At 49.0% G+C, this 22,804-nt stretch carries 20 protein-coding genes; all 20 read left to right on the top strand.

The features are described from left to right. The 20 genes from EDM55_RS01440 (at position 1) to EDM55_RS01345 (ending at position 22,801) form a co-directional block, all read left to right on the top strand. On the top strand, positions 1–945 hold the full coding sequence (locus EDM55_RS01440; protein WP_092266707.1) for a bifunctional riboflavin kinase/FAD synthetase: 945 nt from the start codon (positions 1–3) through the stop codon (positions 943–945). A gap of 133 nt (positions 946–1,078) precedes the next feature. Then, complete coding sequence (rpsO, locus tag EDM55_RS01435) at positions 1,079–1,348, top strand: 30S ribosomal protein S15 (protein WP_092266965.1); 270 nt, start codon at positions 1,079–1,081, stop codon at positions 1,346–1,348. Between the two features lie 311 nt (positions 1,349–1,659). Next, the gene (gene pnp, locus EDM55_RS01430) at positions 1,660–3,807 is read left to right on the top strand and encodes a polyribonucleotide nucleotidyltransferase (protein WP_122959452.1); all 2,148 of its coding nucleotides are present in this window, start codon (positions 1,660–1,662) and stop codon (positions 3,805–3,807) included. A gap of 135 nt (positions 3,808–3,942) precedes the next feature. Continuing rightward, positions 3,943–4,920, top strand: a complete 978-nt coding sequence (locus EDM55_RS01425; protein ID WP_122959451.1) for a polysaccharide deacetylase family protein — start codon at positions 3,943–3,945, stop codon at positions 4,918–4,920. 113 nt (positions 4,921–5,033) lie between these two features. Then, the gene (locus tag EDM55_RS01420; protein ID WP_092266710.1) at positions 5,034–6,287 is read left to right on the top strand and encodes a M16 family metallopeptidase; all 1,254 of its coding nucleotides are present in this window, start codon (positions 5,034–5,036) and stop codon (positions 6,285–6,287) included. 84 nt (positions 6,288–6,371) lie between these two features. Then, positions 6,372–6,632, top strand: a complete 261-nt coding sequence (locus EDM55_RS01415; protein ID WP_092266711.1) for a YlmC/YmxH family sporulation protein — start codon at positions 6,372–6,374, stop codon at positions 6,630–6,632. A gap of 137 nt (positions 6,633–6,769) precedes the next feature. Further along, the gene (gene dpsA, locus EDM55_RS01410) at positions 6,770–7,669 is read left to right on the top strand and encodes a dipicolinate synthase subunit DpsA (RefSeq protein ID WP_092266712.1); all 900 of its coding nucleotides are present in this window, start codon (positions 6,770–6,772) and stop codon (positions 7,667–7,669) included. Continuing rightward, on the top strand, positions 7,666–8,262 hold the full coding sequence (locus EDM55_RS01405; RefSeq protein WP_092266713.1) for a dipicolinate synthase subunit B: 597 nt from the start codon (positions 7,666–7,668) through the stop codon (positions 8,260–8,262). Before dpsA ends, EDM55_RS01405 begins: the two co-directional genes overlap by 4 nt. Before the next feature lie 66 nt (positions 8,263–8,328). Beyond that, entirely contained in the window at positions 8,329–9,369 is a 1,041-nt protein-coding gene (locus EDM55_RS01400) for an aspartate-semialdehyde dehydrogenase (RefSeq protein ID WP_092266714.1), read from the top strand. A gap of 11 nt (positions 9,370–9,380) precedes the next feature. Then, complete coding sequence (dapG, locus tag EDM55_RS01395) at positions 9,381–10,607, top strand: aspartate kinase (RefSeq protein ID WP_092266715.1); 1,227 nt, start codon at positions 9,381–9,383, stop codon at positions 10,605–10,607. A gap of 32 nt (positions 10,608–10,639) precedes the next feature. Then, the gene (gene dapA / locus EDM55_RS01390; RefSeq protein WP_092266716.1) at positions 10,640–11,506 is read left to right on the top strand and encodes a 4-hydroxy-tetrahydrodipicolinate synthase; all 867 of its coding nucleotides are present in this window, start codon (positions 10,640–10,642) and stop codon (positions 11,504–11,506) included. A gap of 227 nt (positions 11,507–11,733) precedes the next feature. Then, a complete protein-coding gene (locus EDM55_RS01385) occupies positions 11,734–13,410 on the top strand; it encodes a ribonuclease J (RefSeq protein WP_092266717.1) in 1,677 nt (558 codons plus the stop codon). Between the two features lie 130 nt (positions 13,411–13,540). Then, entirely contained in the window at positions 13,541–14,368 is an 828-nt protein-coding gene (locus EDM55_RS01380; RefSeq protein WP_092266718.1) for a ClpP family protease, read from the top strand. Then, positions 14,365–14,595: a YlzJ-like family protein gene (locus tag EDM55_RS01375; protein WP_092266719.1), complete on the top strand. Its 231-nt coding sequence runs from the start codon at positions 14,365–14,367 to the stop codon at positions 14,593–14,595. The genes EDM55_RS01380 and EDM55_RS01375 overlap by 4 nt, the downstream gene beginning before the upstream one ends. 128 nt (positions 14,596–14,723) lie before the next feature. Next, entirely contained in the window at positions 14,724–17,078 is a 2,355-nt protein-coding gene (locus EDM55_RS01370; protein WP_122959450.1) for an FtsK/SpoIIIE family DNA translocase, read from the top strand. Between the two features lie 223 nt (positions 17,079–17,301). Further along, the gene (locus EDM55_RS01365) at positions 17,302–18,027 is read left to right on the top strand and encodes a GntR family transcriptional regulator (RefSeq protein WP_092266721.1); all 726 of its coding nucleotides are present in this window, start codon (positions 17,302–17,304) and stop codon (positions 18,025–18,027) included. A 58-nt stretch (positions 18,028–18,085) separates the two neighbouring features. After that, the gene (locus EDM55_RS01360; RefSeq protein ID WP_092266722.1) at positions 18,086–19,141 is read left to right on the top strand and encodes a BMP family lipoprotein; all 1,056 of its coding nucleotides are present in this window, start codon (positions 18,086–18,088) and stop codon (positions 19,139–19,141) included. A 120-nt stretch (positions 19,142–19,261) separates the two neighbouring features. Further along, positions 19,262–20,776 carry an ABC transporter ATP-binding protein gene (locus EDM55_RS01355; protein WP_174769244.1) on the top strand — a complete coding sequence of 505 codons (1,515 nt, stop codon included), beginning with the start codon at positions 19,262–19,264 and terminating at the stop codon, positions 20,774–20,776. Then, positions 20,769–21,842: an ABC transporter permease gene (locus EDM55_RS01350; RefSeq protein WP_122959448.1), complete on the top strand. Its 1,074-nt coding sequence runs from the start codon at positions 20,769–20,771 to the stop codon at positions 21,840–21,842. Before EDM55_RS01355 ends, EDM55_RS01350 begins: the two co-directional genes overlap by 8 nt. Next, positions 21,842–22,801 carry an ABC transporter permease gene (locus EDM55_RS01345; RefSeq protein WP_092266725.1) on the top strand — a complete coding sequence of 320 codons (960 nt, stop codon included), beginning with the start codon at positions 21,842–21,844 and terminating at the stop codon, positions 22,799–22,801. The genes EDM55_RS01350 and EDM55_RS01345 overlap by 1 nt, the downstream gene beginning before the upstream one ends. Positions 22,802–22,804 lie beyond the last annotated feature (3 nt).

Here is a 22,804-nt window from a genome sequence, read left to right as displayed (position 1 = left end):
GTGAAAACGATCTCCCTGACATATCCATTGTCGACAGAATTACAGTCACAGCCTTGCGCCATCGCCCTCGGGTACTTTGATGGTGTACATATTGGTCACAGGCGGGTCATTCAAAAAGCGATTGATACAGCAAAGGCAAATGGCTGGCAGAGTACGGTTCTGACATTTGATCCTCATCCGCGCGAGGTTTTGGGGCAAAGTGGCTATACCCGTTATTTGACTCCACTCGCTGACAAGCTGGAGCAATTCGAAAAAATGGGTGTGGACACCGCCTACGTGATGAGCTTCGATATCGGCTTTGCCGCAGTGTATCCGGAAGATTTCATTTCAGAGTGCCTGTTGCCCCTGAATTGTCGCCATGTTGTCGTTGGTTTTGACTATACATTCGGGCATCGCGGGATGGGAACAGCGCAAACTCTCCAGGAGATGAGCGAGGGTCGTTATGGGCTGGATATTGTCGGGCCTGTAAATCGTTTGGGTGAGAAGGTCAGCAGCACGATCATTCGAGAGTACCTGTACGATGGTGATGTGGATCAAGTCCATCTTCTGCTGGGTCGGCCCTATAAAGTGCGTGGAACGGTTGTTCATGGCGACAAGCGTGGGCGTACGATCGGCTTTCCGACGGCGAACGTCAAGGTAGCTGCCCCTTATCTGATCGGGAAAAACGGTGTCTACGGCGTACGTTTTACGGTCGATACGAAAAGCTACTACGGCGTGATGAATGTCGGGATCAAGCCGACCTTTGAGCTAGAAAAGAAAGAAAAATCGCTAGAAGTACACATTTTTGAGTTCTCGGGCGAAATCTATGGCAAAGATGTAGAAGTAGAGTTTCTTTTTTACATTCGCGAGGAGCAGAAATTTGCTGGTGTGGATGCCCTGATCGCGCAAATTCAGCGTGACGTGGATATGGCAAAGCAAAAAATAGAAGAGTACTCTCGTAATTGAGGAAACTCCTTTGCTTTTCGCAAAATGGTATGCTATAATTCAAAACGTTGTACAGATAACCGCAGCTTGGCTGACCGAGGCTCACCGACGGCAGACTCGGCTAACGGTATAAAAAATGAGGAGGTGAGTCATGATGGCATTGACTCAAGAACGTAAAACTCAACTGATCCAAGAGTTCCGTACTCATGAGAACGACACCGGTTCGCCGGAAGTGCAAATCGCTATCCTGACCGAAAACATTAACAACCTGAACGGACACTTGCGTACTCACAAGAAAGATCACCACAGCCGTCGTGGTCTTCTGAAAATGGTAGGTCAACGTCGTAACCTGCTGACATACCTGCGTGAATCCGACGTTCAACGTTACCGTTCCCTGGTAGACCGTCTGGGTCTGCGTCGCTAATTAGCGTCTTGTAAAAAGCGGGTTCTTCCCGCTTTTTCTAACGTGTAGGAGTGTGCAGAGCTGTTTGGGTCTGCACTCTCTGAAACGTTCAATAGGAGCTTTTTTTAACGAGTAGGAATGTAAAAGCCGATTGCTTTTATATTCTGTAGCGCAAAAGCGCCTCATGAATAAGCCTCGACAGAGGTTTTTTTATTATCCAGGAAGACTGCCAAGCGTAACCATTTAATTTTGTGTGTGGCAGGAAATAATACATATAGGTAGAAAACAAAGTGTAGATATGCACATTGTCGTGAAGGAGGACTGCTAGTAACATGGAGCAACAATTCCGTACATTTGATTTCGAACTGGCAGGCCGTAAGCTGACCCTGGAATTTGGTAAAATGGCCAAACAGGCAAATGGCTCGGTCCTGGTTCGGTACGGCGATACGGCAATCCTGTCTGCAGTGACGGTCTCGAAGGAACCAAAAGCTCTTGATTTCTTCCCGCTAACTGTCAACTACGAGGAACGTCTCTACGCAGTCGGGAAAATCCCCGGCGGCTTTATTAAAAGAGAAGGTCGTCCTAGTGAAAAGGCGATTCTGGCAAGTCGTTTGATTGACCGCCCGGTTCGTCCACTTTTCGCAGAAGGTTTCCGTAATGACGTACAAATCGTAAATACTGTTCTGTCTGTTGATCAAGATTGCTCGCCTGAGATTGCTGCCATGATCGGTACATCTGCAGCGCTTTGCGTTTCTGAAATTCCTTTCGAAGGACCAATCGCGGGTGTCATCGTAGGCCGCGTAGACGGACAATTCATCATTAACCCTACTGTAGCTCAGGCGGAAAAGAGCGATATCCACTTGGTCGTTGCGGGAACGCATAAAGCGATCAACATGGTGGAAGCTGGCGCAAACCAGGTGCCAGAGTCGGTCATGCTGGAAGCGATCATGACGGGTCATGATGAAATCAAGAAAATTATTGAGTTCCAAAACCAGATCGTTGCGGAGATCGGCAAGGAAAAAATGCAGGTGATCCTGCATGAAGTAGATTCCGAGATCGATCAAGCAGTGCGCGGCTTTGCCGAAGCGCGTTTGAAAGAAGCGGTACGCATTGAAGAAAAGCAAGCTCGCTACGATGCGATTGATAATGTTAAAGCGGAAACCAAGGAGCATTTTGCTGCCTTGAATCCGGAGACCTTTGAAGAGCAGGAAAAAATGATTGGCGAAGTGCTGGGCAACATCGTAAAAGATGAAGTTCGCCGCCTGATCACCGAGGAAAAAGTTCGCCCGGATGGACGAGCCCTCGATGAGATTCGTCCGCTTTCCAGTGAAGTTGACATTTTGGCACGTACACATGGTTCTGCTATGTTTACACGTGGTCAAACCCAAGCATTGAGTGTGGCTACTCTGGGTGCACTGGGTGATGTTCAAATCCTGGATGGTCTGGGACTGGAAGAATCCAAGCGCTTCATGCACCATTACAATTTCCCGCCGTACAGCGTAGGGGAAGCACGCCCGCTTCGTCCTCCTGGTCGCCGTGAAATTGGTCACGGAGCATTGGGTGAACGTGCGATCGAGCCGATCATTCCTTCCGAGGTGGAGTTCCCATACACGATCCGATTGGTTTCTGAGGTTATCGAATCCAACGGTTCCACATCGCAGGCATCGATTTGCGCAAGCGTTCTTGCCTTGATGGATGCAGGGGTGCCGATCAAAGCTCCAGTAGCAGGTATCGCAATGGGACTGATCATGGGCAAGGACGAAAAATCGTTCTCGATCCTGACAGACATCCAAGGCATGGAAGATCACCTGGGTGATATGGACTTTAAAGTGGCAGGTACCGAAGCAGGGGTTACCGCGATCCAAATGGACATCAAGATTTCCGGTATTAACCGCGAGATTTTGGAAATGGCATTGGAACAGGCACGCATCGGACGACTGCACATCTTAAAGCACATGATGAGCACGATCTCTGCTCCGCGTGAGACTTTGTCTCCATACGCACCGAAAATCATGACGATGACCATCAATCCGGAAAAAATCCGCGATGTCATTGGTCCTCAAGGCCGTGTCATCAACAAAATTATCGAAGAGACTGGTGTCAAAATCGATATTGAGCAAGATGGCCGTGTCTTCATCGCTTCGATCAACCACGAAGCAAACCTGCGAGCCAAACAAATCATCGAAGACCTCGTGCGTGAAGTCGCTGTTGGACAGACTTACCTCGGAACTGTCAAGCGCGTAGAGAAATACGGTGCATTCGTCGAGCTGTTTGCAGGGAAAGAAGGACTGTGCCACATCTCCCAATTGGCAGAAGAGCGAGTAGCCAAAACCGAAGATGTAGTCGCCGTAGGAGATAAGATACAAGTTAAAGTAACGGAGATCGACGACCAAGGTCGTGTCAATCTCTCCCGAAAGGCTGTATTGAAGGAGCAGGGAGCTGCTCAGCAAGCAGACTCTGCACCAGCAACAGCTGAATAAACAACAAGCAAAAGGCTTCGTCACTCGAAGAAATTCGCGTACGGAAGCTTTTTTCTTTTTTCGTCTAACTCCTCCCCCGGATTCATACATTGGACAAAGAGAGACTTGTACGAACGGGAGGAGGCGCGTGCCCCAATGACGGCAGCGAAGAGGAGGTTTGTGTTTACAATCAGCTGCGCAGTTCTGTTTATGCTTCTGCTCAATTACAAGCCCATCCATCGATACATAGATGTGATGAAGAGCCAAAAGGCAATAACGGCGGATGGGCAGCTGGATGAGAGGGAGCGGCTGCGAGGCTTGATCGAGCAGTGGAAAGTCGGAGTGGAAGAGCTGCCCATCGACGCCGTTTACGATAAAAGCTGGAAGTCTGCAATTCCAGGCTACAACGGACGTATTGTAGATGTAGAGGCCTCCATTCATAAAATGACCGCTACGGGTATTGTGAGTCCTGATTCGTTGGTGTACAAAGAGGTCCCGCCTGCAGTTTCACTCGAACAGGTTGGGGTTTTACCTATTTACCGGGGAAATCCGAACAAGCCAGCGATATCGTTTATGATCAACGTAGCGTGGGGAAACGAGTACCTCGATTCCATGCTGAATACGTTAGACAAACACGGAGTGAAGACGACGTTCTTTTTAGATGGCTCCTGGGTAAAACGTTACCCGGAGGAGGCGAAAAAGATCGCCGCGAGAGGACATGAAATAGGGAATCATGCTTATTCGCACCCAGATATGAAAACGTTAGGTACACAGCGGATACAGCAGGAGATCGGCAAAACGCAAGAAGTCATTCAGAAGACGATTGGGGTGAAACCGACGCTCTTTGCACCGCCGTCCGGTTCATTCGATCAGAGGGTTGTGCAAATCGCCCAGTCCTCGTTCCAAATGAAGACGATTTTGTGGACAGCCGACACGGTGGATTGGCAAAAGCCTTCGCCAAGCTGGGTTGTGCGCAAGATCAGCCGGTTGATGGGGAATGGTGTACTCGTGCTCATGCACCCGACAGCAGCTTCGGAAGCGAGTCTCGATCAGCTATTGACGATTGCGAAGCAGAAAGGACTGGTCCCTACCACTGTTTCAGAAGTGATCTCTGCGAACCGTCTCCAGAAGTAAGTAAGCGTGATCATTTCTTGTGGAGACCAGGGAAGTTTGCTATAGTTAGACGTGTTTACAAGATTTCCCCCTAGAAAAGTGGATAGAGAGATGATCAACCGAGGAGGATTTGTGTGATACAACGTCATACGTGTGATAACGGTCTTAGAATCGTGACGGAAAGGATTCCGTCAGTTCGCTCTGTTGCGCTTGGCATCTGGGTCGGGACCGGTTCGAAATATGAAAGCGATGTAAATAACGGCATTTCACACTTTTTGGAGCACATGTTCTTCAAAGGAACGGCAACTCGCTCGGCAAAGGAAATTGCGGAAACCTTTGACGAAATTGGGGGCAATGTGAACGCCTTTACATCTAAAGAGTACACCTGCTACTACGCACGAGTGCTTGATCAGCATGCGCCGATTGCTTTGGACGTGCTCTCTGATATGTATTTCCACTCCGTCTTCGATGCAGAAGAGCTGGAGAAAGAAAAAAATGTAGTGATTGAGGAAATCAGCATGTATGAGGATACGCCAGACGACCTTGTACATGATTTGATCGCAAAAGCTTCCTATGGGAATCATCCACTGGGCTACACTATCTTAGGTACAGAGGATGTCCTGAGAAGCCTGAAGCGGGACGATTTGCAACGATATGTGGATCAACGTTATCTACCGTCGAACACGGTGATCACGGTTGCAGGGAACTTTGAGGACAGCTTGATCGAGGACATTCAAAAGCGCTTCTCTGTATTCCAGCGTTCTTCGACTTTCCCAACCCTTACGACTCCCGATTTCGCAGCCGATGTCATCTTCCAGCAGAAAAAGACAGAGCAGGCACATCTGTGCATTTCGCTTCCAGGTTTTAAAGTAGGGCATAAGGATACCTATTCGCTGATTCTGCTGAATAATGTACTGGGTGGAAGTATGAGCTCCCGCCTCTTCCAGGAAATCCGCGAAGAGCGTGGTCTAGCTTACTCCGTATACTCGTATCATTCTTCCTATAAAGAAGCAGGGACTTTTACTGTATACACGGGTACGGCTCAAGAGCAGGTCGGGCAAGTCTTTGACATCGTCTCCCAAGTGCTTAGAGATGTTGCGGATCACGGGATTACCGATAAAGAGCTCAATAAAGGAAAAGAACAATTAAAAGGAAGCCTCATGCTGAGCTTGGAGAGCACGAACAGCCGCATGAGCAGACTGGGGAAAAATGAACTGCTCCTGGAACGTCACCTCAACTTAGATGAGGTTTTGGCAAAAATCGATTCGGTAACGCACGAAACGGTATTGTCTGTAGCCCAGCAGCTCTTCCGCTCCAAATTGGCGATGGCAATGGTAAGCCCGTTGGAGGGATTCCCTTCCAATATAAAAAACGACATTCTACTATAGAAACAAATTGTACAAGAAAAATCTGGCATAGGCCGGATTTTTTTGCGTATATCAACAAGTAATCAGGACAAAGGGGTGAGCAGCATGCGGCTCAGCGATTTGGGAGGGAAAGAAATCATTGGTCTGGATACAGGCGAAAAAATGGGGGTGATCAGTGACTCAGATCTTGTCATCCACCCGGAGAGTGGACAAATCCAGTCGATTATCCTTCCAGGGGGCAGTTTTTTCGGGTTCGGGAAGAAGCGTGAGGATATTGTCATCCCCTGGAGCTCCATCGTAAAGATCGGACCAGACATGGTCATTATTCAATTAAATCAACAGGAAATACAAGTTTCTCAAAAGTAGGCCACCTGTCACCGAACCAGGGGGAAGAGAATAGGATGGGGGTAGACCGCATCGTTTTTCGTCAACTTTTTCACATGGAAAAACCTTTGCGTTTCGATCATTTAATGCAGTAAAATGTGTGGAAAGGGGAACGCAGCATGCTAACGGGCATACATGTTGCCTTCATCGGCGGAGACGCTCGCCAGTTGGAAGTAATCAAACGTTGCATACAACTGGATGCTAGCGTCACGTTAGTTGGCTTCGACAACCTGGAAAGCAATTTCACAGGGGCAACGAAGAAACCATTAACATGCGATGTGTTGAAAGACGTGGACGCCCTCATCCTTCCAATCGTTGGGACAGATGACCAAGGCTTCGTGGAAAGTATTTTTTGCTCCAAACAATTGCAACTGCAAGATGAGCACGTATCGAGCTTACCTAAGCACTGCGTGGTATACACGGGAATGGCAAAGCCCTATTTAAGAAGACTGCTCGATCCGAAGAAGATTCCACTGGTGGAGCTCTTGGAACGTGATGAAGTCGCAATCTACAACTCCATCCCTACTGTGGAGGGAGCATTGATGATGGCGATTCAAAATACGGACATCACCATTCATGGATCGCAGTCAATTGTGTTGGGACTAGGCAGAACCGGTATATCCATGGCTCGAGGACTGCATGCATTGGGAGCACGCGTCAGAGTGGGGGCTCGGCGTCAGGAACACTTGGCACGCATATATGAGATGGGAATGACTCCCTTCCATATAAGCGAACTTAGGCAACAGGTCACAAATGCTGATTTTATTTTTAATACCGTCCCGCAATTATTGCTCACTGCTGAAGTGATCGCTCAAATGCCCCAGTCGGCGTTTATTCTTGACCTGGCTTCCAAGCCGGGCGGCACAGATTTTCGCTACGCCGAAAGACGAGGCATCAAAGCGCTTCTCGCTCCCGGATTACCTGGAATCGTTGCACCTAAAACCGCAGGACAAATTCTCGCTCAAACTTTGTCTCGTCTCATTGCGGAGCAATCGAAAACCAGGAGGGAATCATCATGAGTAAGCTTCAAGGGAAGACCATCGGATTTGGGTTGTCAGGATCACATTGCACATTTGAGGAAACCATGCCTCAGATCAAGCGGTTCATCGATGCTGGAGCACGTGTGATCCCGATTGTTTCCAATACCATCATGACGACAGATACGCGATTTGGCACATCGGCTAGCTGGCAGCAGCAGCTAAAGGAACTTACAGGAGAAGAGCTGATCTCCACAATTCCCCAGGCTGAACCGTTAGGGCCTTCAAAATTACTGGACGTGATGCTCATTGCACCTTGCACCGGCAGCACAACCAGTCGTTTGGCAAATGCCATTACAGACAGTGCTGTGCTGATGGCAGCAAAAGCGACTATGCGTAATCTGCGCCCACTGGTTATCGCTATTTCAACAAACGATGGTTTGGGATTAAATGCGGCCAATATTGCCAAGCTGTTGGCTGCCAAAAACATCTATTTTGTGCCATTCGGACAGGATGCTCCGGATAAAAAGCCTAATTCGCTTGTCGCTCGCATGGACTTACTGTTGGAGACATGTGAGGCTTCCTTGGAAGGGCGACAATTGCAACCCTTGCTCATCGAACGATTCAACTATTAATTCCAACACTACAGAAAAACAAAAATCAACCAACCTGTTTTCTCGCGATTAGGAGGAGAGTAAGAGATGGCTAACCAACTGACTTTTAATGTCGCTGTAGTAGGCGCAACTGGCGCAGTCGGACAACAAATGATTCGACTTTTAGAAGAGCGCGATTTTCCAATTAAACAGCTGAAGCTGCTTGCTTCTGGGCGTTCCGCCGGTAAGACCGTAACGTTCAAGGGACAAGAAATTGTTCTGGAGGAAGCAACGCCAGAGAGCTTTGTTGGGGTGGACTTCGCTTTGTTTAGTGCAGGTGGAGGAGTAAGTAAGGAATTGGCTCCTCATGCTGTGCGCCACGGAGCTGTTGTCATCGACAACACCAGTGCTTATCGGATGGATCCAGAAGTTCCATTGGTCGTTCCGGAAGTAAACATGGAAGCTGCGCTCGCGAATAAAGGAATCATTGCGAATCCGAATTGCTCCACGATTCAGATGGTTGCTGCTCTGAAACCCTTGTATGATTGTTTTGGCATAGACCGTATTATCGTTTCTACTTATCAAGCGGTTTCCGGCGCCGGACAATCCGCTATCAACGAATTGCAAACCCAAAGCCGTGACATTTTGGATGGCAAAGAGCCAGAATGCAACGTGCTGCCAGTAGGTAAACTGCCTGTTCACCATCAAATTGCGTATAACGCGATTCCGCAAATTGATGTATTTACAGATAACGGTTTTACTTATGAAGAAATGAAAATGGTGAACGAGACCAAAAAAATCTTCGGTGATGATACAGTATTGGTGTCGGCCACATGCGTTCGCATTCCGGTCGTTTACGGACACAGCGAATCTGTCTACGTAGAGCTGAAGCAGGATTTCGATCTGGAAGAAGTAAAATCTCTGCTTGAGAATGCTCCTGGAGTCGTTCTCGTAGACGTACCGGAAGAGCAGCGCTATCCGCTTGCTACCGATGCTACAGGCAAACTGGATATCTTTGTTGGCCGTGTGCGTCGTGATCTCCATCACCCGCGGGGACTGCATATGTGGATCGTTTCTGACAACCTTCTCAAAGGTGCGGCATGGAATACAGTACAAATTGCTGAAGAACTCATCAAAGCAAGAGCATAGGGGAGAGGTTAGTGAAGATTCTCGTCCAAAAGTTCGGTGGTTCTTCCTTGACGACGGAGGATTGCCGAAACCGGGCAATCTACCATATAGAAAAAGCGATCGATGAGGGCTATGCCCTCGTCGTTGTCGTATCGGCGATGGGACGTAAGGGTGATCCTTATGCTACCGATACACTTCTGCAATTGGTTCGCAATAATGGAAACCAATTGCCAAGTCGGGAAATGGATATGCTGATGCATACGGGGGAAATCATTTCGGCTACGGTCATGTGCAGCATGCTAAACGCACGTGGAATCAAAGCCACTATTCTCACGGGCGGTCAAGCGAACATCATTACCAGCGATGATTTCAGCAATGCGCAGATCCTGACAATCGATCCCGCTCGCATCCACAAAGAACTGAAGGCAGGAAATGTCGTCATCGTACCGGGCTTTCAGGGCAGGACGGAAGAGTGGGAGATTACAACGCTGGGACGCGGTGGCAGTGATACGACCGCAACAGCGCTTGGGGTCGCCCTATCGGCGGAAATGGTGGATATTTTCACCGATGTGGAAGGAATCATGACCGCTGATCCACGCATCGTACAGGAAGCACAGCCGCTGGCGATGGTGACGTATACCGAAATTTGCAATATGGCTCATCTGGGAGCAAAAGTGATCCATCCTCGTGCAGTGGAGATTGCGATGCAGGCAAACGTGCCGATTCGCGTACGCTCCACATTTTCGGACGACCCCGGGACATTGGTCACGACCATGCTCGAAATAGGGAAGATGGGTTATACTGTTCACGACCGACTTGTCATGGGGATTGCTCACGTACCCAATATAACGCAAGTGAAGGTGGCAAATCGGGAAGGTCATTACGACACCCAGCTGCAAGTGTTTAAAACCATGGCAACCAACAATATCAGTGTAGATTTCATCAATGTGAATCCTTTAGGCGTTGCCTATACGGTTCACGATGAAATGGGTGAAAAAGCTGCGCGGTTGCTCATGGACTTGGGCTATGAACCACAGCTGTTGCCGCATTGTGCCAAAGTATCGGTCATCGGTGCGGGAATGACTGGAGTCCCTGGTGTCATGGCACAAATAGTAGAAGCGCTGACCCAAGAAGATATTCAAATTCTGCAATCAGCTGATTCCCATACGACGATTTGGGTGCTGGTACACGAAATGGATATGGTCAGAGCAGTTCGAGCACTCCACCAACAATTCAATCTGCACGCACATCATATGTAAGACTGACAAAGAGTAGAGGAGTTGGAAAGGCAGTGGCACGTTTTGGCCGATTGGTAACCGCCATGGTCACACCGTTTAACGAAAAACTGGAAGTTGACTACGGAAAAACGGAACGCCTCATTGACCATCTTCTGGCAACAGGCACTGAAGGGATTGTAGTCAGCGGAACTACAGGCGAGTCACCCACTTTGTCTCGCGCGGAAAAGCTGGATTTGTTCAAGCATGTAGTCTCTTATGCAAAAGGCAAGTGTCATATCATTGCAGGTACGGGCAGTAACGATACCGCATCTTCTGTCGAGTTTACACAAGCTGTACAGTCTGTAGGTGTCGACGCGGTAATGGTTGTGGCGCCGTACTATAGCCGACCCTCACAGGAAGGGCTATACGGGCATTTCAAGACAGTAGCGGAAGCATCAGAGCTGCCAGTTATGCTGTACAACGTACCAGGAAGAACAGCAGTGAACATGGCTGCAGAGACGACATTGCGCCTGGCAGAGCTGCCCAATGTGGTTTGCATCAAGGAAGCCTCTGGCAACCTGTCACAAATGGCGAAGATCATTGAACACGCTCCGGAGGGCTTTGAGCTGTACAGTGGGGATGACAGCTTGACGCTCCCGACGCTTTCGATTGGCGGCGTGGGGATTGTAAGTGTAGCGAGTCATGTTGTAGGCCGCCAAATGACGGAAATGATTCAGTCATTTCTCGAAGGCGACCATACAGCCGCTGCCAGCCTGCACAGAAGGCTAATGCCCGTGTTCGAAGGACTGTTTACCTACCCGAGCCCCGGACCGACGAAGGTGGCTCTGGAGAAGCTGGGTGTCGAGGCCGGCGGAGTGCGTTTGCCTTTGGTTGAGTTAAATGAGCAGGAAAAATCTTTTGTGCATTCCTTGCTTGAATAGCGATTGGAGACATTGTGGTGCCAAGATGGCAGGTGTAGTCTTGGCTGTACTTATACCGGATAGGAATGGCAGCATTCCTATCTGCAGAACAAAGAAAAAGAGCTGTTCCCTCGGGAATGGCTCTTTTTCCTTGTGTTCATGTTTTCACTTCGGGTATAATGATAACAAGTGATTTGGGGCGGTTTAATTGAGTGGACATGACAACTAAATATAGGAGGTTACACGTTTTGGCAAAGTCGAATCACTCTGTTCTCATTTTCGCCCTGGGCGGAGTCGGCGAAATTGGGAAGAACATGTACGTGGTACAAACCGAGGAAGACATCGTAGTGATTGATGCCGGTTTAAAATTCCCTGAAGAGGAAATGCTGGGAATTGATATGGTAATTCCGGATATCTCTTACCTCGAGGAGCATCGCGACAAGGTTCGGGGGATTATTGTAACGCACGGACACGAAGACCATATCGGTGGCCTCAGTTATGTACTGAAGCACCTGAATGTACCAGTCTATGCTACAAAACTTACCCTGGGACTTATTGATGCAAAATTGAAAGAAGCAGGCATCCTAAATGACACCAAGCGCGTTTTGATCAACGGTGAATCGGAGATCGTTCTCGGCAAGGTAAAAGCAACCTTTTTCCGGGTAAATCACAGTATTCCTGACTGTGTCGGGGTTTGCTTGGAAACACCGGAAGGGTATGTGGTCCACACGGGGGACTTCAAATTTGATCAAACGCCGGTTAACAATCAGACAGCCGATCTCGCAAAAATGGCGATGATTGGGGACCGTGGTGTGCTCTGTCTTCTTTCTGACAGTACGAATGCCGAGCGGCCCGGTTTTACCGGATCGGAACGTTCCGTCGGCATCGCGTTAAAAGATGTATTCAGTAAAGCTACTGGACGCATTATCATTTCTACCTTTGCATCCAACGTACATCGAATTCAGCAAGTCGTGGATGCAGCTGTTCAATTCAATCGAAAACTGACGGTTGTCGGTAGAAGTATGCAAAATGTCATCAACATCAGCCGTGATTTAGGTTATCTGCACGTTCCTGAAGGGCTCATTGTTGATACAGATGAAATTAATAAATTGAATGCTGAACAAGTGGCTATTTTGTCAACTGGAAGCCAAGGAGAGCCCATGTCTGCGCTCACTCGAATGGCCCGATCCGCCCATCGGAAAATTGACATCCTTCCAGGTGACACCGTCATTATCGCTGCTACTCCCATTCCTGGGAATGAGAAATATGTGGCGAGAACAATTGATCAACTATCTCGCATCGGTGCCGAAGTCATTTACGGCGGCCATGGACCAAACGGAACCGTCCACGTCTCCGGTCATGGCAGCCAGGAAGAACTGCGTCTGATGCTCAACTTGATGAAGCCGAAGTACTTCATCCCTATTCATGGCGAGTATCGTATGCTGAAGACCCATTCGCTCTTGGCGGAGCAGGTCGGTGTACCAGAGGAAAACATCTTCTTGCTGGACAACGGCGATACGGTAGAAATCTCTGGCGGCAGAGCTCGCTATGGACCTAAGGTGCAAGCGGGGAATGTCCTCATTGACGGTTTGGGTGTAGGGGATGTAGGAAACATCGTACTCAGAGACCGTAAGCTACTCTCGCAAGATGGAATTCTGGTAGTTGTCGTTACACTCAGTAAACAAAATGGCACGATTTTGTCTGGTCCTGATATCATTTCACGCGGATTTGTTTACGTTCGTGAATCCGAGGAATTGCTGGATGAGGCAAATCGCATAGTGACCCAAACACTTGTCAAATGCATGGAAGAAAACGTAAATGAGTGGTCATCACTTAAAAATAATGTCAAGGAAGCATTAGGGCGTTATTTGTACGAACAAACGCGTCGTCGTCCGATGATCCTGCCCATTATCATGGAAGTGTAAGAAAACAGAATTACGGAGCCGAGAACCCTCGATGTATAGGGGATCTCGGCTTTTTTCATTTTGCTGCCAAAGGTGCATTATTTTCCCTCACCCAAACCATACTACAGAAGAAAGTGAGGGAGGATCATTCATGTCAAAGCAACAATTTACCGATTATTTGAATCGGCCGCCTTTTGCAAGTGCCATGACGAAAATGCAAAGTTCTCCGCCGCCATCTCCTGTGGAGGAGCAAGAGCCGAATCCCACCCCGCCTGCAGAAGCGCCAGGGCCTGAAGATCCTAAGAAAAAACTGCTTGACTCCATCACGCAGTTGGGGCAAACGAACGTCCCACAGCTGGAAAGCAATATCTATTGTATGAGTATTATCGGGCAAGTAGAAGGTCACATCCAATTACCACCACAAAATAAGACAACCAAATATGAGCATCTCATCCCGCAGCTTGTCGCAGCCGAACAAAACAGCAAGATTGAGGGTGTGCTTGTCATTCTTAACACGGTAGGCGGTGATGTGGAGGCGGGCTTGGCGATTGCCGAGATGGTGTCTTCGCTCTCAAAGCCGGTGGTAACCTTGGTGCTCGGTGGCGGACACAGCATCGGTGTGCCGATCGCAGTAGCGGGTACATACTCATTTATTGCCGAAACGGCAACGATGACGATTCATCCTATTCGCTTGACGGGGCTCGTGATCAGCGTGCCGCAAACCTTTGAGTATCTGGATAAAATGCAAGATCGCGTAGTCAGCTTCATCGCCCGGCACTCCAAAATCTCTGAGCAGCAATTCCGCGAATTAATGACACGAACAGGCGAACTGACCCGTGATATCGGGACCAATGTCATTGGCGCAGATGCAGTCAAGTACGGACTGATTGATGAAGTAGGTGGGCTTGGCAGCGCATTAAAAAAGCTCAATGAGCTGATGGAAAACGCACGTAAAGGCAAAGATGAGGTGCTGCAATGATCCTGCATTCCGTGATGCCTTCCGAAACGGTATTTGCCAACATGGATCTGGTCGAGAAGCAAGAGCTCAAGGAAGTAACATTCGGGCATGCCACGATGCTGGTGGAGCAGACAGGTCCTTTCGAAGGAAAGATCGTCAGGCTCATTAGTCCAGACCCGCAGGACTACCTGAAACCTCACTTTGCACCAGGCCAGACTGTTCAATTCCAGCCAGAGTGGAACTCCTAAGAAGTCCTGTATTTCTATGAATTTCCTGTGTTATACTAGATGTGTACGAACAGCAGCCGAACAGCGGACGGCTGCCTTTTTACCATTTGGTGTACATATCAGAAATATAGGAAAAGGAGGCGTGCCATCTGAGTAGAAGAAAAAGGGAGCAGTCGCAAGCGGCATTGGCCTCGGTCGTCAAAATAGAACTGCTCGGGCTGATCATTATTGTCCTATCTTTGATCGGGCTGTTGGAAAGCGGATGGCTGGGGAAAAACATCCTCGCATTCCTCTTCCGTTTCATAGCTGGGTCTTGGGATTTTCTCATTCCAGTTCTTCTGATTGGAATGGCGCTCCACATGATGTTTACGAGGAAGGCGCCACGGTTGACCTATCGCGTGCTAGGCATCGTTCTGATCGCCATGGCAATTTGCACATGGGATCATATGATTCTCTACAAGCAAGTCACGGCGGACGGTAAGTTTGCAGAGCAGAGCATCCTCCGCATCACGTGGGACAGGCTGTGGCTGGATCATAATCAGAAGGTATCCACTACCGGCGTTGGCGGAGGGATGCTGGGGGGGATCGTCTTTGCGATCAGCAATGGGCTGGTAGGAACAATCGGTACCGGGTTGATTATTGTTTTTCTGTTTTTGGTCGGCATTATGTTCTTATTCAACCTGTCGTACGTGAATATTCTCATGTTCCTGCGCGACAAAATGGCACAAATGTACGGAAAAGCAAAGGATACCGTAAAGGATTCGGTCCAGCTCCTGCAGGAGGAAAGTGACAAGCGCAAGCAAGAAGCGAAGGAAGCGCGAGAGGCACGAAAGGTGAAACAGGATGCCGAGACAGATGCTGCGATCGTGGTTCCCATCATTCACGATAAGCCTCAAGGAATGTCAGAGGATGGCTCCACAGCGATCGCACCAGTCATTAAGGATTTCACAGATCGAATCGCGATGGAGGAAGAGGGAGAAGCAGATCCACAACCAAGTCGCGCAGCGAGCAAGAAAACAGCAAAGCAGGAAATTACTTTCTCCCTGGAAGGGGAGGAAGAGATATTTGGCACACTGGAAACAGACGAGTCACAGCCTGCAGTGCCTTATGAGCTGCCAAGTCTGCAAATGCTTTCCCGTCCCAAGGCAAGCGGGGCAGGAAAAGAGGTGGACCACACTTCCAATGCGAACAAGCTCGTCCAAACCTTGAAAAGCTTTGGCGTGAGTGCGACTGTCTCCGAAGTGCATCGGGGACCGGCCGTAACGCGTTATGAAGTGCAGCCAGCAGTAGGCGTAAAAGTCAGCCGGATTGTCAGCTTGACGGACGACCTGGCACTGGCATTGGCGGCAAAGGATATTCGGATTGAAGCTCCCATTCCAGGAAAATCAGCGATCGGGATTGAAGTGCCGAATTCGGAGGTCGCCGTCGTGTCCCTGCGCGAGGTGCTCGAGTCATCCGAGTATCAGGATGCACCTGGGAAGCTCACGGTGGCGCTGGGAAGAGATATTTCAGGCGAACCGATCGTGGCAGACCTGACAAAAATGCCTCACTTGCTGGTAGCTGGTGCGACCGGTAGTGGTAAATCCGTATGTATCAACGGGTTGATTATGAGCATTCTGTTCAAGGCAAAGCCGGAGGAAGTCAAGCTCATGATGGTTGACCCCAAAATGGTTGAGCTCAACGTCTACAATGGCATCCCGCACTTGCTGGCTCCGGTAGTTACGGACCCGCGCCGGGCTTCTGTTGCCTTGAAAAAGGTAGTAGCAGAGATGGAACGCCGCTACAATCTGTTTGCCAAAACGGGCAGCCGAAATATTGAGATGTACAATGCGCAGGTAGAAGGGGCTCCGCTGCCGTACATTGTCGTAATCGTCGATGAGTTGGCCGACTTGATGATGGTCGCTCCGGGAGAAGTCGAGGACGCGATCTGCCGACTGGCCCAAATGGCGCGTGCATCCGGCATACATCTGATCATTGCTACACAGCGTCCTTCGGTAGACGTGATTACAGGGGTCATCAAGGCGAACATTCCGTCCCGCATTGCTTTTGGTGTTTCTTCGATGGCGGATTCCCGAACCATTTTGGACATGGGGGGAGCAGAAAAGCTGTTGGGCAGAGGAGATATGCTCTCACTGCCGATGGGTGCTTCCAAACCGGTACGTGTGCAAGGGGCGTTCGTATCCGATAAGGAAGTGGAGGAAGTCGTTCGCTTCGTGAAAGAGCAACAAGAGGTGCGCTATAACGAGGAAATGATTCCGGGTGACGTGCAGGAAGAGCAGCAGCCTGTGGTTGATGATGAACTGTACGACCAGGCTGTGCAAATAGTCTCGGAAGCGCAGACTGCCTCCGCATCGCTGCTGCAGCGTCGATTGCGTGTGGGATATACTCGTGCAGCACGGCTGATTGACATGATGGAGGCACAAGGTGTGGTGGGGCCTTATGAAGGCAGTAAACCACGGGAAGTCAGACTTCCAAGGCCATCCATCGAAAGTAATATCTCTTGATAGGCGAATAGGCTTGGGTACGTATTCAGAATAATGGGCGTGTAGTCGCACAAATCTTTATGTTTCTGCACATTTATTCATAAATATTTGGCTTGCATGATACACGCCCCTAGGTTAAAATTTTTACGAGATTGAAGGAAATTGTTGTATCGTTTCCCATACGAATCAGAGGTCTGACGTCCTACCTGTTGGGATGGCTAATGGACAGCAGGAGTGAATGACAATGAGCATCAAAGGCAATGTTCGATCGCTTTGTCTCTTGGTAATGGACAAAATCAAGGGAGATATCGAGTCAGGGGACTTGCGCCCAGGTGAACGACTCCCTTCCGAGGCAGAACTGTCAAAACAGTTAGGCGTTAGCAGGGCGACTCTTCGAGAAGCACTGCGTCTTCTAGAAGAAGAGAAGATTGTCATTCGTCGGCATGGAGTTGGCACCTTTATCAATGCAAAACCTGTTTTTTCAGGCGGAATTGGGGAACTCTTTAGTGTGACGGATGCGATTGAGCGTCAGGGGTATGCAGCGGGCACGATGATCTTGAAAACATCCTTTGGCGAGTCTGCTGAAGAAGAGCGGAAAAAACTGTCACTGAATCCGGGCGAAGGCGTGCTGATTGTGGAGCGCATTCGTACGGCTGATGGGGAGCCTGTGGTCTATTGTGTTGACCGCATTCCCGCACACCTGGTTCCAGAAGGCTACACAGCTGTAGGAGAGTCTATCTTTAAATGGCTCGAGAGTGCGACGGGGCTTCGTATCGCTTATGCTGTAGCTGAGATTGAACCTATGGGCTACAATGAAAAGGTTTCCAATCTGCTACATTGTGACAAGTCTACACCGCTTCTCTTGCTCAAACAGATTCATTACGACGAAAGCGAGCGGCCTGTTCTCTACTCCCATAACTACTTCAGGGCCGACAAGATTCACTTTCACGTCGTACGGAGACGGTTGTAACCGTGGGGGCGACCTCACTCAACAATTTCATTCGACTAAAAACAGGGGGTATTCTCAGATGAAGAAAGTTCTTTCTGTGCTGTCTGTGACAGCTCTCAGCCTGTCTCTCGTTCTGGCTGGGTGTGGTAGCAAACCAGAAGCACAACCACAAGGTCAAGCAGGTGGGGCAACTGGCGGAGCAGCAGGTGGTGCAGCACCAACCGTAAAAATCGGTATGGTAACCGACGTTGGCGGGGTAAACGACAACTCCTTCAACCAAAGCGCATGGGAAGGTCTGCAAAAACTGCAAACTGACCTGAACCTGCCGAAAGACAACATAAACTATCTTCAATCCACTAGCGATGCTGATTATGTACCAAACCTGACTCAATTTGTTAAAGACAAATGGGATCTGACTTGGGGTATCGGCTTCCTGATGGGAGACCACCTGAAAAAAGTGGCAGATGAAAACAAAGATGCAAAACTCGCGATCATTGACGCAGAAGTAGACGCTCCAAACGTGGAATCCGTTCTATTTAAAGAGCATGAAGGTTCCTTCTTGGCTGGGGTAGTTGCTGCGAAAATGACCAAAACCAAAACAGTTGGTTTTGTAGGCGGAGTTGAGATCCCAGTAATCAAGCGTTTCGAACTCGGCTTTGAAGCTGGGGTAAAAGCAGTAGATCCAAGCGTAAAAGTATTGAAAGTATACACAGGTGCATTTGACAAACCAGACCTCGGCAAATCCACTGCATCCCAAATGTACGGTCAAGGCGCTGATATCATCTTCCACGCTTCCGGCGGAACTGGTGACGGTGTGTTTAACGAAGCAAAAGACCGCAAAGCAAAAGGCGAAAATGTATGGGTAATCGGTGTTGACAAAGACCAATCCCTGACTTTCGGTGATGAAGTTACTTTGACTTCCATGGTTAAACGTGTCGACGAGGCAGTTTACCGCGTTTCCAAAGACCTGATCGACGGTAAATTCCAAGGCGGTATCAAATGGCTGGGTCTGGCTGAAGACGGCGTTGGTCTCGCATCCACTTCCAACAAAAACGTTCCTGAAGACGTTTTGAAGCTGGTTGATGAGTACAAGCAAAAAATCGTTAAAGGCGAAATCACAGTACCTGAAAAATAATTACATTGAAGCTGCAAACGGACAAGGCTAGTTCGAGCAACTAGCCTTGTTCTTTACCTTCAAACTAGACCCACAAAAACGGGGGGAACATGGTTGAATCCGGTAAAGAGTGTTGTTGAGATGCGAGGAATTACCAAACGTTTCCCAGGAATCATTGCGAACGATAGCATCACGCTGTCTGTTAAGCAAGGGGAAATCCACGCCCTTCTCGGGGAGAATGGGGCAGGCAAGTCTACACTAATGAATATTTTATTTGGTCTTTATCAACCTGATGAAGGCGAAATCCTTATCAATGAAACACCGGTAAAAATCACAAACCCCAATAAAGCAAACGAGCTTGGCATTGGAATGGTGCATCAGCATTTCATGTTGGTTGAAACTTTCACGGTAACAGAAAACATTGTATTAGGAAATGAACCGAAAAACGGGTTGAAGATAGATATCAAAACCGCCGAAAGGGCTGTGGAGCAGCTATCCAATCAATATGGATTAAAAGTAGACCCACGAGCCAAGATCCAGGACATTTCCGTAGGGATGCAGCAGCGGGTCGAGATTTTGAAAACGCTGTATCGGGGTGCAGATATCCTGATTTTCGATGAACCGACTGCCGTTTTGACTCCTCAGGAAATCAATGAGCTGATCGAAATCATGCATAATTTGGTCAAAGAAGGAAAGACCATTATTCTCATTACACACAAGCTGAAAGAAATCATGGCCGTGTGTGATGCGTGTACAATCATTCGCAGAGGGAAAGTCATTGACTCTGTTCTGGTCAAAGAGACGAATCCGGATGAATTGGCAGCAAAGATGGTAGGTCGCGAGGTCAACTTCCGAGTAGACAAGCAGGCGGCGCAACCAAAAGAGACTATTCTGGCAATAGAAAACTTGACTGCTCTCGGAAATCGTGGGGTCAACGCCCTGAACAATCTCAGTTTGGAAGTTCGGGCGGGAGAGATTCTCGGCATTGCTGGGGTTGATGGCAATGGTCAAAGTGAGCTGATCGAAGTTTTGACCGGACTTCGGAGGGCTTCAAGCGGTCGTGTACTTCTGAATGGGAAAGAAATAACGAATCAGACACCGCGCAGTATTTCGGAATCAGGCTTGTCTCACATTCCAGAAGACAGACATAAGCGCGGATTGATCCTGGATTTCACTATGAGCGAGAACATGGTAATGGAAACGTACTTCCATCCGACTTTTAACAAGAATGGGTTTCTCGATTATGGCGCCATTGACAAGCACGCGGCAAAACTCATTGAAGAATTTGACGTTCGTACACCGAGCATTTACACACCTGCGCGTGCCCTGTCTGGTGGGAACCAGCAAAAGGCGATTATCGCTCGCGAGGTTGACAAAAATCCAGATATTTTGATTGCTGCCCAGCCAACACGCGGTTTGGACGTTGGCGCGATCGAGTTCATTCATCGCCGTTTGATCGAACAACGTGACAAAGGAAAGGCAGTTTTGCTGCTCTCGCTTGAGCTGGATGAGGTCATCAATGTTTCCGATCGCATTGCCGTTATTTATGAAGGAAACATCGTAGGGATCGTCGATGCGAAAGCGACAACGGAGCAAGAGCTTGGCCTGTTGATGTCCGGCGGAAAACGGATGCAAGGAGGGGGAAACGATGAATAGAGTCATTGCCGTTTTTACAAAAGAGTCGTTTCTCGTCCCGCTTGTTGCGATTATTCTGGGACTGCTGACGGGTGCGATCGCAATGCTGGCAGGGGGATTCAATCCGATCAAGGCTTACATGTCGCTCCTTGAAAAAGTATTCGGTAACGCTTATAACTTTGGGGAAACGATCCGTCAGATTACCCCATTGATTTTTACGGGGCTTTCCGTGGCGTTTGCCTTTCGTACCGGATTGTTCAATATCGGTGCAGAGGGACAATTTATCGTCGGGATGATCGCATCCACAGCGGTGGGTGTTTCCTTGGATCTGCCTGCTTACATCCATGCTCCTCTCGCGATTATTGCAGGGGCTGTTGCGGGTGGCTTGTGGGGCTCCATTGCAGGTTATTTGAAAGCGGCCCGCGGCGTAAATGAAGTCATTACAAGCATCATGCTGAACTGGGTAGCTCTTTACCTGGCAAACTGGGTCATGAATGCGTTTTTTGTACCATCTGGGCAGCAACGCTCAGAGATGATCCACGACTCAGCAATCATTACGATTGGCTGGCTGTCCACGATGTTTGACAGTGCACGTTTGCACTGGGGAACCTTGATTGCGGTGCTTGCTGCCATTTTCTTTTACGTAATCCTTTGGAAAACGAAATCCGGCTACGAACTGCGTGCAGTTGGGTTGAACCCGCATGCGTCTGAGTACGCAGGTATGAACGTCAATCGCAACGTCGTGAAAGCGATGTTCATTGGCGGGATGTTTGCTGGGATTGGTGGAGCTTGCGAGATACTGGGTGTATTTCACTATCAAGCCATCATGACAGCTCAACCAGGATATGGCTTCGACGGTATCGCCGTTGCCCTGATTGGTGGTAACACACCTCTTGGCGTCGTACTAGGAGCTATTCTGTTTGGTATTCTGACATTCGGGGCAGCAGGTATGAAGTTCGGAGCGGGTGTACCAGTTGAACTGATTCGTGTCGTGATCGCATCTGTCATTTTCTTCGTGGCAGCGCACGGCATCGTGAAGATTTTTGTGAAGCCTATCATGAAGAAGAAAAAGGAAGGTGGAAACTGATGGATTGGGGATTAATTGCAAGTAACCTCGTTCATGATACCATCGTGTTTTCCACTGCCTTGATTTTTGCGTCGTTGGGTGGCCTTTACTCAGAGCGATCGGGTGTTGTGAACATCGCTTTGGAGGGGATGATGATTATCGGGGCGTTTACCGGTGCTGTCATCACCTATGCCTTTCAGGACTCCTTTGCAGGGGGAGCCCCTTGGATTGGATTTTTAGCTGCAGGGATTGCCGGTGCAATTTTTGCACTCCCTCATGCTGTGGCATCCGTGACCTTCAAAGCTGACCAAACGGTGAGTGGGGTAGCGCTCAACTTCCTAGCAGCGGGATTGTCCGTTTATTTGACAAAGATCATCTTTAACGGAGCAGGTCAAACGACTACGCTGTCCAGCGTTTTTGGCAAGTGGAGCATTCCTGTACTGCACGATATTCCTTACTTGGGGCATGCCATTTTTGAAGCGTATCCGACGAGCTACTTGGCGTTTATCATGGTGTTTTTCACATGGTATCTCGTATTTAAGACGCCATTTGGTCTGCGGTTGCGTGCAGTGGGTGAACATCCACGGGCGGCAGATACGGTCGGGATCAATGTGAAAAAGATGCGCTACATGGCTGTCATGATTAGCGGAGCTTTGGCTGCTTGGGGAGGAGCGACAATCTCTCTGACAACTACCTCCAACTTTTCCCACAACACTGTATCGGGCCAAGGTTTTATTGCGATTGCGGCGTTGATTTTCGGGAAGTGGCATCCAGCCGGTGCGATGGGAGCAGCGCTGTTCTTTGGTGTGGCTCAGGCGATCAAGTCGCTGGTGCAAATCTTTGGATTGACGAAGTACGTGCCAACGGAGTTTATCTTCATGCTGCCGTACGTATTGACAATCCTCGTGATGGCAGGACTGGTTGGCCGATCCAATGCGCCTGCGGCACTGGGTAAACCATACGATACAGGCTCTCGTTAGTTG

It is taken from the genome of Brevibacillus centrosporus, assembly GCF_003710815.1.
Classification (GTDB): domain Bacteria; phylum Bacillota; class Bacilli; order Brevibacillales; family Brevibacillaceae; genus Brevibacillus; species Brevibacillus centrosporus.
The sequence above is the reverse complement of the archived record's forward strand: the minus strand, read 5'-3'. Positions and strand labels throughout refer to the sequence as shown.